At 61.8% G+C, this 15,306-nt stretch carries 18 protein-coding genes; 4 read left to right on the forward strand and 14 right to left on the reverse strand.

Annotation, left to right across the window (positions count from 1 at the left end; translation table 11 throughout):
- Positions 1-7: 7 nt before the first annotated feature.
- Positions 8-463: a cyclic nucleotide-binding domain-containing protein gene (locus tag IM739_RS02445; protein ID WP_237369670.1), complete on the reverse strand. Its 456-nt coding sequence runs from the start codon at positions 461-463 to the stop codon at positions 8-10.
- Between the two features lie 194 nt (positions 464-657).
- Positions 658-1,341 carry a response regulator transcription factor gene (locus IM739_RS02450; protein ID WP_237369671.1) on the reverse strand — a complete coding sequence of 228 codons (684 nt, stop codon included), beginning with the start codon at positions 1,339-1,341 and terminating at the stop codon, positions 658-660.
- 126 nt (positions 1,342-1,467) lie between these two features.
- Between IM739_RS02450 and IM739_RS02455 the strand changes: the two genes are divergently transcribed.
- Positions 1,468-2,025 (forward strand): L,D-transpeptidase family protein, encoded by a 558-nt coding sequence (locus IM739_RS02455; protein WP_237369672.1) that lies wholly within the window; start codon positions 1,468-1,470, stop codon positions 2,023-2,025.
- A 158-nt stretch (positions 2,026-2,183) separates the two neighbouring features.
- A complete protein-coding gene (locus IM739_RS02460; protein WP_237369673.1) occupies positions 2,184-3,014 on the forward strand; it encodes an aldo/keto reductase in 831 nt (276 codons plus the stop codon).
- A 64-nt stretch (positions 3,015-3,078) separates the two neighbouring features.
- Here IM739_RS02460 and IM739_RS02465 read toward each other — a convergent pair whose 3' ends face one another.
- Both IM739_RS02465 and leuC read right to left on the reverse strand, forming a co-directional pair.
- Positions 3,079-3,909: a DMT family transporter gene (locus tag IM739_RS02465; protein WP_237369674.1), complete on the reverse strand. Its 831-nt coding sequence runs from the start codon at positions 3,907-3,909 to the stop codon at positions 3,079-3,081.
- A gap of 204 nt (positions 3,910-4,113) precedes the next feature.
- Positions 4,114-5,523, reverse strand: a complete 1,410-nt coding sequence (leuC, locus tag IM739_RS02470; RefSeq protein WP_237369675.1) for a 3-isopropylmalate dehydratase large subunit — start codon at positions 5,521-5,523, stop codon at positions 4,114-4,116.
- Positions 5,524-5,908: 385 nt separating this feature from the next.
- On the opposite strand from leuC, the gene ppk2 reads away from it, so the two are divergent.
- Complete coding sequence (gene ppk2 / locus IM739_RS02475; RefSeq protein WP_237369676.1) at positions 5,909-6,814, forward strand: polyphosphate kinase 2; 906 nt, start codon at positions 5,909-5,911, stop codon at positions 6,812-6,814.
- 65 nt (positions 6,815-6,879) lie between these two features.
- On the opposite strand, the gene IM739_RS02480 is transcribed toward ppk2, so the two are convergent.
- The 6 genes from IM739_RS02480 to rplS form a co-directional block, all read right to left on the reverse strand.
- Positions 6,880-7,704 (reverse strand): amino acid ABC transporter permease, encoded by an 825-nt coding sequence (locus tag IM739_RS02480; RefSeq protein WP_237369677.1) that lies wholly within the window; start codon positions 7,702-7,704, stop codon positions 6,880-6,882.
- Positions 7,705-7,741: 37 nt separating this feature from the next.
- Positions 7,742-8,539 (reverse strand): transporter substrate-binding domain-containing protein, encoded by a 798-nt coding sequence (locus IM739_RS02485; RefSeq protein ID WP_237369678.1) that lies wholly within the window; start codon positions 8,537-8,539, stop codon positions 7,742-7,744.
- A gap of 241 nt (positions 8,540-8,780) precedes the next feature.
- Positions 8,781-10,196: a PepSY-associated TM helix domain-containing protein gene (locus IM739_RS02490; protein ID WP_237369679.1), complete on the reverse strand. Its 1,416-nt coding sequence runs from the start codon at positions 10,194-10,196 to the stop codon at positions 8,781-8,783.
- Between the two features lie 10 nt (positions 10,197-10,206).
- Positions 10,207-10,899, reverse strand: coding sequence for a helix-turn-helix domain-containing protein (locus tag IM739_RS02495; RefSeq protein WP_237369680.1), 693 nt, complete (start codon positions 10,897-10,899; stop codon positions 10,207-10,209).
- A gap of 105 nt (positions 10,900-11,004) precedes the next feature.
- Positions 11,005-11,406, reverse strand: coding sequence for a DUF2946 family protein (locus IM739_RS02500; protein WP_237369681.1), 402 nt, complete (start codon positions 11,404-11,406; stop codon positions 11,005-11,007).
- A gap of 162 nt (positions 11,407-11,568) precedes the next feature.
- Positions 11,569-12,120, reverse strand: a complete 552-nt coding sequence (rplS, locus tag IM739_RS02505) for a 50S ribosomal protein L19 (protein ID WP_237369682.1) — start codon at positions 12,118-12,120, stop codon at positions 11,569-11,571.
- 277 nt (positions 12,121-12,397) lie between these two features.
- On the opposite strand from rplS, the gene IM739_RS02510 reads away from it, so the two are divergent.
- Positions 12,398-13,144, forward strand: coding sequence for a sulfite exporter TauE/SafE family protein (locus IM739_RS02510; RefSeq protein ID WP_237369683.1), 747 nt, complete (start codon positions 12,398-12,400; stop codon positions 13,142-13,144).
- Here the strand turns inward: IM739_RS02510 and trmD are convergent.
- The 4 genes from trmD to IM739_RS02530 all read right to left on the reverse strand — a co-directional run bounded on the left by trmD (position 13,126) and on the right by IM739_RS02530 (position 15,296).
- On the reverse strand, positions 13,126-13,827 hold the full coding sequence (gene trmD, locus IM739_RS02515) for a tRNA (guanosine(37)-N1)-methyltransferase TrmD (protein WP_237369684.1): 702 nt from the start codon (positions 13,825-13,827) through the stop codon (positions 13,126-13,128). The genes IM739_RS02510 and trmD overlap by 19 nt on opposite strands.
- A 7-nt stretch (positions 13,828-13,834) precedes the next feature.
- Positions 13,835-14,410, reverse strand: a complete 576-nt coding sequence (gene rimM, locus IM739_RS02520; protein WP_237369685.1) for a ribosome maturation factor RimM — start codon at positions 14,408-14,410, stop codon at positions 13,835-13,837.
- A 124-nt stretch (positions 14,411-14,534) separates the two neighbouring features.
- Positions 14,535-14,909: a 30S ribosomal protein S16 gene (gene rpsP / locus IM739_RS02525; RefSeq protein WP_237369686.1), complete on the reverse strand. Its 375-nt coding sequence runs from the start codon at positions 14,907-14,909 to the stop codon at positions 14,535-14,537.
- Between the two features lie 66 nt (positions 14,910-14,975).
- Entirely contained in the window at positions 14,976-15,296 is a 321-nt protein-coding gene (locus IM739_RS02530) for a chorismate mutase (protein ID WP_230170031.1), read from the reverse strand.
- Between the last annotated feature and the right edge of the window lie 10 nt (positions 15,297-15,306).

The following is a 15,306-nucleotide window of genomic DNA, read 5'->3' on the forward strand; positions in this document are numbered from 1 at the left end:
ACTATGTTTATTCGAAGCGGCCCGCCATGGCGGCCGTTCCGTCAACCAATGCGCTGATAGACTGCTTGATGCGCGCCTCGACATGCCGCGCCATGGCCGGATATTCCTCCAGCAACCTGTGAAACATCGCCCGGGTGATGCGGATGACATCGACGTCTTCAGCCGCAACGGCGGTGAATTTCCGCTCGACCATCGTCACCAGCGCAAGTTCGGACAGCATCACGCCCTTGCCGACCGTGGTCTCGAGCCGAGACTTGCCGCCGCGACCGATGACATGCAGCTCCAGTGTACCACTGACCAATACATAGGCGCATTCAGCGGGTGACTTTTCACGAAACAGCACCTGCCCCGCGGCAACCTGCCGATGTTCGGCGCCAAAGGCGATCAGGCGCAACTGGTCCGTATCCAGGCCGGAAAAGAGCGGAACCGCCGAAAGCAGGTCGATATCGTCGCTCAGTGCCATCATCGTCTCCCGTCGCAGACCGCATGCAGCTGCCGGTCCCGGCAGCAGTCCTCAACGCATAACGCAAAAGTGCGGACGAGACGACCCATGCAAGCGCATCATCCCCGGCTGTCCGCAGCCGTCTGCGGACACCGAGCGTGACCAGGGCCATGGCGCTGACCGAAGGCAGGATCATGGCCACCGATCAGATCAAGTCAGGGAATGATCTTGTAACCGCCATTCTCGGTGACCAGGATTTCGGCATTCGATGGATCCCGCTCTATCTTCTGGCGCAGGCGGTAGACATGGGTTTCCAGCGTATGGGTGGTGACGCCGGAATTATACCCCCACACCTCTTCGAGCAGCACGTCACGCGTGACGACCTTCTGGCCGGCGCGATAGAGATAGCGGATGATCGCCGATTCCTTTTCGGTAAGCCGGATCTTCTTGCCGTCTTCGGTGGTCAGCAGTTTCTGGCTCGGCTTGAACAGATAGGGTCCAACGCCGAAGGTTGCGTCCTCGCTCTGCTCGAACTGGCGCAACTGGGCGCGAATGCGGGCGAGCAGCACCGCAAAGCGGAACGGCTTGGTGACATAATCGTTGGCGCCGGCCTCGAGGCCGAGGATCGTATCGGAATCGGTATCGTGGCCGGTCAGCATGATCACCGGCGACTTGAAGCCACCCTTGCGCAGCAGCTTCACCGCCTCGCGCCCATCCATATCCGGCAGCCCGACATCCATGATCAGCAGGTCGACCTGGCTGGTCTTTGCCGTCAGCATGGCGCGCGTGGCATTGTTTTCCTGCAGAAGCTGGAACTCTTCGTAGTGCGAGAGCTGTTCGACCAGGATCTGCCTCAGATCCTCGTCGTCATCCACGAGCAGAATGGTCCGCGCCGTCATCCTTGATCCTTCCAGATTGGGTCGTAATTTCGAAGGTTTATGCTTTTATCTTCAGGCAATTATGGCTTTGCCGAAACAACTGAAGTGATATGAATACAACATTCTTCACGAACAAGGCAAAATCTCGTGAATGTCAGAGCCGACAACTCGAAAATTCCGGACAAGACACTGCGCCGCCTTCTGGTGCGCCGGGCGCCGACAGGCCGGAGCCAGGCGATCCTGCAGGCGGGACCCTTGCGCCTGCGCGCCGCAATCGGCCGCTCGCAAACCACCAGCCGCAAGCGCGAAGGCGATGGCGCAACGCCGATCGCCACGATGAAACTCATCTCCGGCTACCTGCGCGGAGACAGGGTGCGGGAAACAAGGACCGCGCTGCCGGTTCGGCGGGCGCTGGCGCATATGCTCTGGTGCGATGCGCCGGAGCATGCCAGCTACAACCGCGCGGTCAACGCACCCTTCCGGCCGAGCCATGAACGGCTGGTACGCGACGATGAACTCTATGACATCTGCATCGTCATGGACTGGAACCTGTCAGCCCGAAAGCGCGGTTGCGGCTCTGCCATCTTCTTCCACATAGCCCGTCCGGGCTACCCGCCGACGGAGGGTTGCGTCGCGCTCCACCCACGCGACATGCGCCGCCTCCTGCCTTTCCTGACGGCACGAACCAGTCTTCAGGTTCTCTGACGCCAGGATCAGCCAAATTGCATCACCCGCCCCTTTCATTGGACAATGGCCATCCTAAGTAGGAACCGGGAGACAGGGGCACGCCGCGCGCTGGCAAGAGCGCTTGTCGAAGATCTGCGCCGCTTCCGATCGCCCGATATTTCATGGAGATTTCAACGATGACAGAGCAAACCCATATTACCCTGCACGACGGCAAGACCATTCCCCAGGTCGGGCTCGGCGTCTGGCAGACCCCGAATGACGAAGCCGCACCTGCGGTCAAGGCAGCACTCGATGCCGGCTATCGCCATGTCGATACGGCGGCCGTCTATGAAAACGAGGAAGGCGTCGGAAAGGGCATCAAGCAATCAGGCGTTGCCCGCAGCGACATCTTTCTGACCACCAAGCTATGGAACGTCGACCAGGGCTACGAGCAGACACTCAAGGCCTTCGACGCCAGCCTGAGACGCCTCGGCACCGACTATGTCGACCTCTACCTCATTCACTGGCCTTCGCCGCATCGCGGCCTGTTCGTCGACACCTGGAAGGCCTTTGCCAAGCTCATGGAAGAAGGCCGGGCGAAGTCGATCGGCGTGTCGAACTTCTATCCGGAGCATCTGGAGAAGATCATCGGAGAAACCGGTGTTGTGCCCGTCATCAACCAGATCGAACTGCATCCGGACTTCCAGCAGAAAGCGACACGGGCCTTCCACGACGCCCACAAGATCGTCACGCAATCCTGGAGCCCGCTCGGGCAGGGCAAACTTCTGTCCCATCCGGTCATCGGCAAGATCGCCGCGCGTCTTGGTCGCACGCCGGCGCAGGTGATCATCCGCTGGCATATCGACAATGGCCTGGTGGTCATTCCGAAATCGGTGACGCCGTCGCGCATCGTCGAAAACTTCAAGGTATTCGACTTCAAGCTGTCGAGCGAAGATCTGGCCGAGCTGAATGCGCTGGACAACGCGGCCGCCCGCATCGGCCCGGATCCGAAGACCGCAAGCTTCTGATTCACGTGTAACATTTGGTTAACCAGAACAGGATGAAGGCGGCCACCCGGCCGCCTTTCTCGCTCTAGAGGCTGACGCAGATTGCCCCGGCGGCCACGGTCAGGCAGGCTGCAACCCGCTTGATCGTCAGCGGTTCACCGAGAAAAGCGGCCCCGATCAGCACAGCGAAGACGACACTGGTTTCGCGGACCGCCGTCACCAGACCGGCCGGCGCGAAGGAATAGGCGACGACGACGAGGCCATAGGCCATCATCGCGACGACACCGCCGGCAAACGCCTTCCAGGTGACGCTGGCGCGAAAGTCGATCAGCAATCCGCGACGCAGCACGCCATAGGTGACGCAGATCATCACGCCGAACAGGAACAGCACCCACATGGCATAGGCAACCGGCTGCCCGACAAGCTTCACGCCCTTGGAATCAACCGTTGAATAGCAGGCGATGATAAAGCCGGTGGCGAGCGCGAACAGCAGCGAGGACGTGGCTGCCCGTGTCTTGCCGAGCGACAGGCTCATGATCCCGGCAGCCACGAGGGCAACGCCCAGCGTCTGGTAGGGTCCGAGCACCTCGTGAAAGAACAGGAAGCCGCCGAGCGTCACCAGGAGCGGCACGGAGCCGCGCACGATCGGATAGACCTGGCCGAGTTCGCCATGGCGGTAGGCCGCCACGAGAAACAGGCTGTAGCCAACCTGCAGGCTGGCCGAAAGCACGATATAGGGCCAGGCCGCGAGATCCGGCAGCGGAAAATAGAACAGGAACGGCAGCGCAATGACGCTGCCCGCAAGGCTCATCACCGTGATCGACCACAGCCGGTCTGCCCCGGTGCGCAAGAAGGCATTCCAGCTCGCATGCAGAACGGCGGCAATCAGTGCCAGGCCGATGGCGATCACGCTCATAGGCACACCGCGCGGGCGCTGACGGTGGAGAATTTCGGATCTTGCATGGGAAAGGCCATCGAGGAGGGGCTGCATGACAGTTTTGTGACGGCGCGACGATAGCGCCTTTGCCCGCCATTGCAATCATCCCGCACCAATACCCCAGAAAAGAAGCCGCCCGCATCGCTGCGGGCGGCTCTTCAGATCAAACGTTGGACTTTCGCCTTACTTCCAGTCGCGGATATCGACGAAATGACCGGCAACGGCAGCAGCAGCGGCCATGGCCGGCGAGACGAGATGCGTGCGGCCCTTGAAGCCCTGGCGGCCTTCGAAATTGCGGTTCGAGGTCGAGGCGCAGCGCTCGCCCGGCTTCAGCCGGTCGTCGTTCATGGCCAGGCACATCGAGCAGCCCGGTTCGCGCCAGTCGAAACCGGCCGCCTTGAAGATCTTGTCCAGACCCTCGGCTTCCGCCTGCTCCTTGACCAGGCCGGAACCCGGAACGATCATCGCTGACACGGTCGACGCGACCGTCTTGCCTTCGACGACCTTGGCGACTTCGCGAAGGTCCTCGATGCGACCATTGGTGCAGGAGCCGATGAAGACGCGGTCGATGGCGATATCGGTGATCTTCGTGCCCGGCTGCAGGCCCATGTAGTCGAGCGCACGCCACTTGGATGTGCGCTTGTTTTCGTCCTGGATCTCGTCCGGGTTCGGCACGGCGCCCTGGACCGAGATCACATCTTCCGGCGAAGAGCCCCAGGAGACGATCGGCGGCAGGCTGGCGGCATCCAGCACCACGACGCGGTCGTAATGGGCGCCTTCGTCGCTCTGCAGCGTCTTCCAGTAGGCGATCGCCTGTTCCAGCTGCTCGCCTTGCGGCGCGCGCGGCTTGCCCTTGATATATTCGAAGGTCTTTTCATCCGGCGCGATCAGGCCGGCGCGGGCACCACCCTCGATCGTCATGTTGCAGACCGTCATGCGGCCTTCCATCGACAGCGCGCGAATGGCTTCGCCGGCAAACTCGATGACATGGCCGGTGCCGCCGGCTGTGCCGATTTCGCCGATGATAGCGAGGATGATGTCCTTGGCGGTGACATGCTCCGGCAGCACGCCGTCGACGCGCACCAGCATGTTCTTGGCCTTCTTCTGGATCAGCGTCTGGGTTGCCAGCACATGCTCGACCTCGGACGTGCCGATGCCATGCGCCAATGCCCCAAAGGCACCATGCGTCGAGGTGTGGCTGTCGCCGCACACGATGGTCATGCCGGGCAGGGTAAAGCCCTGCTCGGGTCCGACGATGTGCACAATGCCCTGGCGCTTGTCGCTGGCCGAGTAATATTCGACGCCGAATTCGGCAGCGTTCGTGGCCAGCGCCTCGACCTGGATGCGGCTTTCCTCGTTCTTGATGCCGAGGTGGCGATCCGGCGAGGTCGGCACGTTGTGGTCAACGACGGCGAGCGTCTTTTCCGGAGCACGGACCTTGCGGCCGGCCATGCGCAGACCTTCGAAGGCCTGCGGGCTCGTCACCTCGTGAACGAGGTGACGATCGATGTAGAGAAGACAGGTTCCGTCGTCCTGCTGATCGACCATGTGGTCGTCCCAGATCTTGTCGTAAAGGGTACGCGGTGCGCTCATGGCTGGTATATCCGTGTGAAGATGAATGATGGCAATCGGGCGTGTGGTCGCCAAGCGGCAGACCGGCGTTACGGCGTCTTAAAGTAGACGGCTGTTGAGCGCCCCGGAGACGCGCGCGAAAAAACGTGCCGGCAGACGCTTGTGGTCTTGCAGCACGAAAATGTCTGGCGCGAGGCATCCGAATTTCGATCCCATGGGCGCTTCTTTAGCAGTTTTTCCCGACCTCGGCAATGCGGCAGTGTCGGCCTGCACGCATCCCGCCGCGATCGCATGGGCGGGATTGCCGCGCAAGCGATTGCATGGGCTGGCCGACACATTTTCCAGCTGTCATAAAGCATTCGCGCAAACATGCGTTGATCTGCCGTTCGAACCGGAAGGAGCCTTAATGTCCGCGCCCACGCATGACGACGTCAATCGCATCAAGAACGAGATCATCGATAGCTTCGACGAGGAGCTGGAACTGGAGATGGAAGAGGAACGACTGGACGAGCTCGTCGCCGAGGGCCTGTCCGAGCCGACAATCGACCGCAGGGTCTATTTCCGCGAACTCTTCAAGCTGCAGCATGAACTCGTGCGGCTGCAGGACTGGGTGCATTATAAGAAGCTCAAGGTCGTGCTGCTGTTCGAGGGCCGCGATTCCGCCGGCAAGGGCGGCGCGATCAAACGGGTGACACAGCGCCTCAACCCCCGCGTCTGCCGCGTCGTGGCACTGCCGGCCCCGACCGAGCGCGAACGCAGCCAGTGGTATTTCCAGCGCTACGTCAATCACCTGCCGACCGCCGGCGAAATGGTCATGTTCGACCGCTCCTGGTACAACCGCGCCGGTGTCGAGCGCGTCATGGGTTTCTGCAGCCAGGAGGAACTGGAAGAGTTTTTCCGCTCGGTGCCGGAATTCGAGCGCATGCTCGCCCGCTCGGGCATCATCCTCTTGAAATACTGGTTCTCGATTACCGACGAGGAGCAGGAGTTCCGCTTCCGCATGCGCATCAACGATCCACTGAAGCAGTGGAAGCTCTCGCCGATGGATCTGCAGAGCCGCATTCACTGGGAGGAATACACCAAGGCCAAGGAGGAAATGCTGGAGCGCACCCACATTCCCGAAGCGCCGTGGTGGGTCGTCCAGGCCGTGGACAAGAAGAAGGCGCGGCTGAACATGATCGCCCATCTGCTCGGCCAGATCCCTTATGAGACCGTGCCGAAGGAACAGGTTGTCCTGCCGGAGCGCGTGCGAAACAGCGACTATCTGCGCCATCCCGTGCCACAGGAAATGTATGTGCCGGAAATCTACTGAGTGAAGGCAGGCCGGAAGCCGGAGGTGCTGGAGTGTTTCCCGGCCCCGTGCTTCCGGCCGGCAACTCAGGAGCGCTCGGCCCGCGAGCGCATCCGCTTTTCGAAGCCGCGCAGCATCAGCGACAGGCCGATCGTCAGCACCAGATAGACATAGGCGACGATCGAATAAGTCTCGAAGAAGCGGAACGAACCCGACGCATAGACCTTGCCCATCTGGGTAATGTCGGCGACGCCAAGCACCGAGACCAGCGACGAATCCTTGACCATGGCAACGAAATCGTTCGACAGAGGCGGAAAGATCACCCGGATCGCCTGCGGAAACACGACCAGGCGGAACCGCTGGCTACGGCTGAGGCCAAGCGCCTTTGCCGCCTCGATCTGACCCTTGTCGATCGACTGGATGCCGGCCCGGAAGATCTCGGCGATGAAGGCCGAATAGCCGATCATCAGCGCGATGATCGCCCGCCACATCAAGGAAACGTCGCGCACCACCATCGGCTCCAGATGACCGGCAGCAGTGAGCGGCGAGACGATGAGGTTGTAGAGCGCGACAAAGCCCGGCGCACCGACGAAGGCGACGTAAAACAGCAGGACGAGGATCGGCACACCGCGCACCACCTCGACATAGAAGCGGGCGATCTGGCGCAGCACCACGCTGTCGGCCATGCCCAGAAGCGCGATCATCAGCCCGAGCGTGGTCGCCAGCAGGAACCCGGTCAGTGTGACGAAGACCGTGACCCAGATGCCCTGGGCCACCGTGTTGAACACCTGTGCGTAAAGATCGCTGAAGAAGATGACGAGGCCGATCAGGACGGCCAGCACGACAAAGGCGACCAACCACCACGGTCGGTCGCCCTTCTGATTGCCTTGCGGCAGGGTCTGAAAGCTCATCTGCCGGCGATCCCGTCGCGGTTTGGACGAAGCCGGCTCATTCGCCCATCTTGTAGTCGAGGAACCACTTCTTGTTCAGCGCATCGAACGTGCCGTCGGCTTTCAGCGCCGCGATGGCCGCATTGATCGGCTGCACCAAGTCGGATCCCTTCGGATAGATGAAGCCGAAGTCTTCCGCGCCGAGCGCGCCACCGACGACCTTCAGGCCGCCATTGGAGGAATCGACATAGCCCTTGGCAGCGACGCTGTCGGTCAGCACGAGATCGACGTCGCCGGCCTTGAGGGCCTGGACCGTGGCGCCGAAGGTCTCGAACAGCTTGATGCGCGGGTTCTGCTCGTTGCCGTCGAGGATTTCGTAGACGGCCGTGTAGAACGGAGACGTGCCCGGCTGCGCGCCGACCAGACCGTCGGTCAGGGCAGCGAAGCTCTTGGCATCGGTGAACCGCACCTCGTCGCCGCGCACCAGCATGAACTGCTCGGAGCGCATGTAAGGATCGGAGAAATCGACCTTCTCCTTACGGTCGTCCTTGATGGTGATCCCGGTCATGCCGAGATTGTACTGGTCGTCGGAAACCGCCTGGATCATCGCGTCCCAGGACGTGTTCTGGTACTCGACCTTGAAGTTCAGCCGCTTGGCGATCTCGTTCATCGCGTCATATTCCCAGCCGATCGCGTTGCCCGACTTCGGATCGACGAACTGCAGCGGCGGATAGGCGTTTTCGGTGACCACGACGACCGTCTTGCCGCCGAGATCCGGCAGGTCGGCAGCCGAAACGGAAAAGGGTGCAAGCACGAGAGCGGACAGACCGGCAAGGACAGCGCGGCGAAACAGCATGGAAGTCTCCTGAATTGTGGCTGCGCAGAGTGTCACAGATTGTTTGACCAAGGCAAGAGTGGCCTTCCCCGCGCAAACAGCACCATGACAACCCGCAGGATGAACGAAAACTAGCAGAACTCCATCGCCAGACGTTTCTATTTTTCTGTCAGATGTGAAAAAACTTCCTTCTTTTCAGCCCTTTGACAGATTTGCAGGTTGGTCCGACAGGCGGGCGCGACCGTCCGCCTGTCGCTTCTGATCAGCTGACGGCGCGCTTCAGCGGCTTCACATGACGGATCACCAGCAGATCGAGCAGCAGCACGCCGACGAGCACGGCCCCCGAAAGCGGAAACAGCAGCGACACCGCAAGCATCACAACCGCCCCGGTCTTCCACAGCGGGCCTGGCTCGCTGACCGCCGGAGCAACGAGGCGGGTCGCCCCTTTCGGCCGACGCTTCCACCACATGACGATACCGCTGACCGACAGGAAGATGATCGACAGACAGAACACGGTGACCAATGCCAGGTTCCATAGACCCATATCGCCCTCGTGAAAGGCGATACCCACCGCCATGGCCTTGCCGGCGGTGCCATAGTCGGCAAATCCGACATCGGCGAGGATCTTGCCGGTATACTGATCGATATGCACGGTTCGATCCGACAGGGGATTGGCACTGTCATTGCTCATCGTGTCGCGCGAGATCGTCCAGACACTGGTCGAATCGCCGGGGAATGCCAATTGGAAGCGCTGGTCGAAGCCCAAAGTGCGGGCAAGCGTGACGATCGCGTCGATATCGACGGGCTGGCCGTCCGGTATGCCGGTGGTCCCGGCCGAAGAGCCGGATGCCGGCAGAGGCGTCTGCTCCAGCGTCCACGGCACGTTCTTGACGCCACCATGATTCATGCTGGCATGCGTTTCGTCGGACAGAGGCACATTGTCCCACTTTGCGGCCGGAAACGTGCTCCAGGCCTGGGTCATTTTCTCGCCCCAGATACCGGCCCAGGTCAGCCCCGACAGCAGGAAGACAAGGAGGATCGCCGAGATATAGAAGCCGACCGTCAGGTGCAGGGACTTCCACAGCGCCCGGCCTCTTGCCGCAAAATTCGGCAAAAGGACACTGGCGGCGCCCTGGTTGCCGCGTGGCCACCAGAGATAGAGCCCGGTGACGACGAGCACCACCCCGAAGCCGGCGGCAATCTCGATCAGCCGGTCGCCCAGGGTGCCGAGCATGAGAGTGCCGTGAATGGTGTTGGCCAGATCATAGAGGCCGTTGTGCCGCTCCCAGGTCCCCAGCACCTCGGCCGTGTAGGGATCGACCGCAACCATGCTGGAGGCATCGCCCTGGTTGATGCGGAAGACGGCAGCGCCATCGGCCGTTCGCGGCGCGATATACTGGACAATCTGGCCGTCCGGCGCGGTCATGAAAGCCGCTTCGGCCTGCCGGGATACCGAAACGGTTTCGGCCTGCGGCGCGACGCGGTAGTATTTTTCTCCGTCGCGTCCGACGAATACGGCAGACCACAGCATCACGAGGCCGGTGACCGCCAGCATCAACAGGAACGGAGCAACATAGAGACCGGCATAGAAATGCCAGCGCCAGGCTGTGAAGTAGAACCGGCGCGAGGCGTTTTGCGACACCTCGGCGGCGGGGGAAAGACCTTGAACAGTCGACATGGGATCCTCTCTAGATCAATGAATGTGGGATTGGACCGTTGCCGGAGGCCACCCGCGCCAGTTGCGCGGGCTCAAGCAGGGTCACGAGGTCGGAAGTCTGGAATTCGATCAGCCCAGCGCGCTTCAACCGGGTGAAACATCGGCTGACCGTCTCGATCGTGAGGCCGAGCCAATCGGCAAGATCGCCCCGCGTCGGATACAGATGGAAGGTCACGGCGCCACGCTTGCGCTGGCGTGCAGGACGACCGAATTGCCCGGCAAGATCGAGAATGGCGCAGGCGACCCGTTCAGGGGCCGTCTTGCGACCGAGTAGCATGGCAAGCGCCTGCGATCGCGCCAGCATTTCGTGCAACGCGGTCTCCAGTGCCTGCGGGCCGGTACTGTCGTCACAGGGCTGCAACCGGGTCCAGCCGAGGGTCTCGGCGGAGCAATGATTGCGGTCGCCCAGGCCGAGCCCGAACAGACGTCCGGGACCGACGACATCGATGATCTGGCGCCGACCGTCGGACAGGGCTTGCGATGTTGCGACGCATCCCTCGACCACCCGGTAATGCGGCGAGCGGGCGAAGCCTTCGAGAAAAATCGTCGTTCGCGGCGGCAGGAGTACAGCACGCTGACGGTCGGTGCGGTCAGCATCCTGATGGGAGGGCGGCAGGGGCGGCATCGCCGCCTGCGGGCGCAACGGCATGGTGGATTCAAGCATGAGCAGGTCCGGACTTCGGCCGGACATGCTTGACGGCATGGTCAACGGCCAGATTTGACGATATCCGGACGCAGGCGGCAGGGCCGCCGACGTACCGGGCTCAGATCAAACGACCGAAACGGGTGGGGCTCGGGGGCCACCATTTGGGGGGAAAAGTTGCCGATAGAATGCCTCGGCCCGACGCGGCAAGGCAATATGGGTCACGATAGGCAGGCGCATGCCGACCATGTCCGTCGGCATGAGTGGCAGGCTCTGTCCGGAGATCCGGCAGGCTTCACAATCGGCGGAAGCCGTGTGCGTCTTCGATTTGCCGTCTTCGGCCTGCCCAGGCAGACAAAGGTCGGGCAGAGAACCGTCAGGCAGCGTCAAGGCAGCGATTTCTGCGGCAGTCAGCGCAGTGGCAGCGACGACAGGCGCCCGGTGGGCAAAGCCGACGGCGCACAGGGCGACGACGCATACAATGCGCATCATCGTCATCCAGGTCGCAATCGGTCCACGCTTCGTCATTCTATCCCCCGACAGACGAGGAGAGATAACAGGCGTCCCCGTAAACGACAAGTATGCAAACGGGGCGAAGGCTGCGTGGGGATGTCGCACCGGGCAAAACGGGCCAAAACGAAAAAAGGCGGTCCGAAGACCGCCTTTTCCAGATCCCGTAACGGGAAATTCTTATTCTGCGGTGCCTTCGGCAGCCGTTGCTTCAGCGGCAGCAGCAGCTTCTGCTGCGGCCTTGGCTTCAGCGGCTTCTGCAGCTGCCTTTTCGGCGGCCAGAGCCTGTGCTGCTGCGACCTTTTCGGCTTCCAGACGTGCCTTTTCTTCAGCAATCGCGGCGCGCTCGGCGTCGTTCAGCTTGCGGGCGCGAACGCCGGTGTCTTCAACGATACGAGCCGACTTGCCGCGACGATCGCGCAGGTAGTACAGCTTGGCGCGACGGACCTTACCACGACGGACAACTTCGACGCTTTCGACCAGCGGCGAGTAGACGGGGAATACGCGCTCGACGCCTTCGCCGTAGGAGATCTTGCGAACGGTGAAGCTTTCGTTGATGCCGCCGCCCGAACGAGCGATGCAAACGCCTTCATAGGCCTGTACGCGGGTGCGCGTGCCTTCCTTGACGGTGACGTTGACGCGGAGCGTATCGCCAGCCGAGAATTCCGGAAGCTTGCGCTTGGCTTCGATCTTGGCGGCCTGTTCGGCTTCCAGCTGCTGAATGATGTTCATGTCTAACCTCAATTTCTTCTGAAACGGCCAGAGCGCTCTACGATCATCCTTCGGCCAAGGCCTCCGGATCTTGCCCAGACGGGCGGGAGCGAATACGCGGTTCTTTGTTTTGGCAGACGGGCTTGTCGCCCATATCCGAGCGGGCCATTACACCATGGGGCACGGCTTGTCACCCCTTCGATCCCAATTTTATCCGCCGGAAGCCCTTGAAATGCGGCTTGTCGGCCGATTTTGCGATGCTATGACTGCGGCTAGCGCATAAAAGGGAGCTTGCTGCATGTCCATGGCCTTGATCTGTCTGCTGTTTGTCGCCGGCTTCCTGTCCGGCGCGGTCAATGCCATAGCCGGCGGCGGCACCTTCCTGACCTTCGGTGCGCTGACGCTGGCGGGTGTCCCGCCGATCAGCGCCAACGCAACCTCGTCGATCATCCAGTTTCCCGGCTACATCACCTCGACACTGGCCTATCGGAAGGAGTTTGCGGGCCTCTGGAGAGGCGCCCTGGCCTTGGGCATCGTATCGGCGATTGCAGCGCTGGGCGGCGCCCTGTTCCTGATATCGCTGTCCAATCCGTCCTTCCGCGCCATGGTGCCCTGGTTGCTGCTTGCGGCAACGGCAGTCTTCGCAGCCGGTCCGAAACTGCGACCGAAGACGGCGGGAGAAAGCCATCCGGCGAGCCCGCTGGGCCTTGCCCTCCAGGCAGCGACATCCTTTTACGGCGGCTTCTTCGGTGCCGGCATGGGCATCATGATGCTGGCTTCGCTCGGACTGGCCAGCGGCGGCGACTATCACAGGCTGAACGCGCTGAAGAATTTTCTGTCGATCGTCATCGCCGCCGTTGCGATCATCGTCTTCGTCGGTGCCGGGGCAGTATCCTGGCCGCATGCCCTCGTCATGATCCCCGCCACCGCGCTGGGCGGCTATGCCGGCGTTGCCATGGCGAAGAGAGTACCGCAGGCCGTCTTGCGCTGGCTGGTCGTGGGTGCCGGCGTCGGACTTTCGATCTATTACTTCGTCACAGGCTGAGGCCGGCCATCCACCAATAAATCCGGGCGACGCGCCCGCGTCAGCTTGACCGCTTCGGCTTGGCGCCACTTTTCGATCGCCGCATGATTGCCGGAGGTCAGCACGTCGGGGATCTCCATCCCTTCGAAGACCTGCGGCCGGGTATAGTGCGGATGCTCCAGCAGGCCGCCTTCAAAGCTCTCATGCACGCCCGACAGCTGGTTGCCCATGACGCCGGGCAGAATGCGCACCACGGCATCGAGAAGGGTCAGGGCGGCCGGCTCGCCACCTGACAATATATAGTCGCCGATGGAAACTTCCTCGAGCTGCCGTGCATCGATGACGCGCTGGTCGATACCCTCGAAACGACCGCAGACAATCACCACGCCTTCACTCTGCGCGAGCTCGCGCACGCGCTGCTGGGTGAGCGGCCGACCGCGCGGGCTCATCAGCAGTCGCGGTCTTGCATCGCTGGCTATGGAATCAATCGCCCGCGCCAGCACATCGGGCTTGAGGACCATGCCCGCACCGCCGCCGGACGGCGTATCGTCGACACTGCGATGCTTGTCCTCGGCAAAATCGCGGATTTGAACCGCTTCCAGGGACCAGTCGCCACGCTCAAGCGCCCGGCCGGCAAGCGCCTGGCCGAGATGGCCCGGAAACATGTCCGGATAGAGGGTCAGAATGGAGGCCTTGAAACTCATGGCCTGATCATTTGCTGCCATAGGGCGGGCGCGGCTTGCCGAGCCCGTAGGGTTTTTCCTCGCCGTCATCCTTGAGGCCGGCGGCAATCGGATCGACCAGGATGCGGTTGCCCTCGAGATCGATCTCGAGCACGGCGGCTTCCGAGAAGGGAATGAGGACAGGGCGCTTGCCGGGGCCTTTCAGCTCGAGCAGATCGCCGGCGCCGAAATCATAAACGCCGGACACAGCACCGTAATGATTGTTCTCAGCGTCATAGACCTCGAGGCCTTCGAGATCGGCATAGTAGAATTCGTCATCGTCCAGATCGTCGTTGGGCAGGCTGTCGCGGTCGACGAACAGTTCGAGCCCGTTTAGCGCCTCAGCGGCATTGCGGTCATTGATGCCACGGAAGCGAACGATCGCCACCGTCTTGGCTTCGCGGATATCGAGGATCTCGAACTTGCGTCCGTCGGCACTGTAGAGTGCGCCATATTCGCCGAGCGACAGCTGATCGGCGGTATAGGTTTTCACCCGGACCTCGCCGCGCAAGCCCTGGGCAGCGCCGATCACGGCCATCAAGACGGGGTTCTGCAGCACGGTCATGGGTGTACGATATCCTGGAGAGAAAAGGGTCTGCTCATCCCTTTTAAGGGCAAGCGCGCAGAAAGAAAACGCAAAAGCGGGCGGAGGGAAACCCACCGCCCGCTCGATCAGGGAGCAGACCCTGTTATTCAGCAGCAGCTTCGGCAGCGGCAGCAGCGGCGTCTTCAGCCTTCTGCTTGCGCTCTGCAACGCGCTCCAGGGCCTTCTTGCCCGGCTTTGCCTTTTCCGGGTTGTTGCGTGCGTCGCGGGTCACGAGGCCGGCATCGGCCAGGAACTTTGCAACGCGGTCGGTCGGCTGCGCGCCCTTGACGAGCCATTCCTTGATGCGGTCGGCGTTCAGTTCAACGCGCTTGTCGTTGTCCTTGGCGAGCATCGGGTTCCACGAACCGACCTTCTCGAGGAAGCGGCCATCGCGCGGCGAACGGGCGTCGGCAATAACGATCTGGTAGTAAGGGCGCTTCTTGGAACCACCACGGGCGAGACGAATCTTCAGGGACATTGCATTACTCCTTGGTTTTCAGTCCGGACTGCGCGCGGCAGATCCGGTTTTTTGTTGAGGCCGCCGTCAGGCGGTCTTTTCAGTGACGCCACCATGTTCGGCGGCAATGGCTTCATGATGCCGGATGACTTCGGTGATGATGAAGTTCAGGAACTTCTCGGCGAAATCCGGATCCAGATTGGCATCCTGCGCCAGGCGACGCAGGCGGGCGATCTGGTATTCCTCGCGCGCCGGGTCCGCCGGCGGCAAATCGTATTGGGCCTTGAGCACGCCCACGGCCTTGGTGCAGCGAAAACGTTCCGCCAGCATATGGACCAGCGCCGCGTCGATATTGTCGATCGACTGGCGATAGCCGGAAAGCTGCTGCTTGACAGTCTGATCAGTCATGCGCGTCCTT

It is taken from the genome of Rhizobium sp. SL42 (assembly GCF_021729845.1).
In the GTDB taxonomy this organism is placed as follows: Bacteria; Pseudomonadota; Alphaproteobacteria; order Rhizobiales; family Rhizobiaceae; genus Allorhizobium.

What these genes read in the sequence shown, in the direction of transcription:
- IM739_RS02530 (WP_230170031.1), bottom strand. Translation starts at nt 15,296, where the DNA reads ATGACTGATCAGACTGTCAAGCAGCAGCTTTCCGGCTATCGCCAGTCG.
- IM739_RS02450 (WP_237369671.1), bottom strand. Translation starts at nt 1,341, where the DNA reads ATGACGGCGCGGACCATTCTGCTCGTGGATGACGACGAGGATCTGAGG.
- IM739_RS02510 (WP_237369683.1), top strand. Translation starts at nt 12,398, where the DNA reads ATGTCCATGGCCTTGATCTGTCTGCTGTTTGTCGCCGGCTTCCTGTCC.
- IM739_RS02460 (WP_237369673.1), top strand. Translation starts at nt 2,184, where the DNA reads ATGACAGAGCAAACCCATATTACCCTGCACGACGGCAAGACCATTCCC.
- IM739_RS02490 (WP_237369679.1), bottom strand. Translation starts at nt 10,196, where the DNA reads ATGTCGACTGTTCAAGGTCTTTCCCCCGCCGCCGAGGTGTCGCAAAAC.
- rimM (WP_237369685.1), bottom strand. Translation starts at nt 14,410, where the DNA reads ATGACCGTGCTGCAGAACCCCGTCTTGATGGCCGTGATCGGCGCTGCC.
- rplS (WP_237369682.1), bottom strand. Translation starts at nt 12,120, where the DNA reads ATGAACATCATTCAGCAGCTGGAAGCCGAACAGGCCGCCAAGATCGAA.
- leuC (WP_237369675.1), bottom strand. Translation starts at nt 5,523, where the DNA reads ATGAGCGCACCGCGTACCCTTTACGACAAGATCTGGGACGACCACATG.
- IM739_RS02465 (WP_237369674.1), bottom strand. Translation starts at nt 3,909, where the DNA reads ATGAGCGTGATCGCCATCGGCCTGGCACTGATTGCCGCCGTTCTGCAT.
- rpsP (WP_237369686.1), bottom strand. Translation starts at nt 14,909, where the DNA reads ATGTCCCTGAAGATTCGTCTCGCCCGTGGTGGTTCCAAGAAGCGCCCT.
- trmD (WP_237369684.1), bottom strand. Translation starts at nt 13,827, where the DNA reads ATGAGTTTCAAGGCCTCCATTCTGACCCTCTATCCGGACATGTTTCCG.
- IM739_RS02485 (WP_237369678.1), bottom strand. Translation starts at nt 8,539, where the DNA reads ATGCTGTTTCGCCGCGCTGTCCTTGCCGGTCTGTCCGCTCTCGTGCTT.
- IM739_RS02500 (WP_237369681.1), bottom strand. Translation starts at nt 11,406, where the DNA reads ATGACGAAGCGTGGACCGATTGCGACCTGGATGACGATGATGCGCATT.
- IM739_RS02480 (WP_237369677.1), bottom strand. Translation starts at nt 7,704, where the DNA reads ATGAGCTTTCAGACCCTGCCGCAAGGCAATCAGAAGGGCGACCGACCG.
- ppk2 (WP_237369676.1), top strand. Translation starts at nt 5,909, where the DNA reads ATGTCCGCGCCCACGCATGACGACGTCAATCGCATCAAGAACGAGATC.
- IM739_RS02445 (WP_237369670.1), bottom strand. Translation starts at nt 463, where the DNA reads ATGGCACTGAGCGACGATATCGACCTGCTTTCGGCGGTTCCGCTCTTT.
- IM739_RS02495 (WP_237369680.1), bottom strand. Translation starts at nt 10,899, where the DNA reads ATGCTTGAATCCACCATGCCGTTGCGCCCGCAGGCGGCGATGCCGCCC.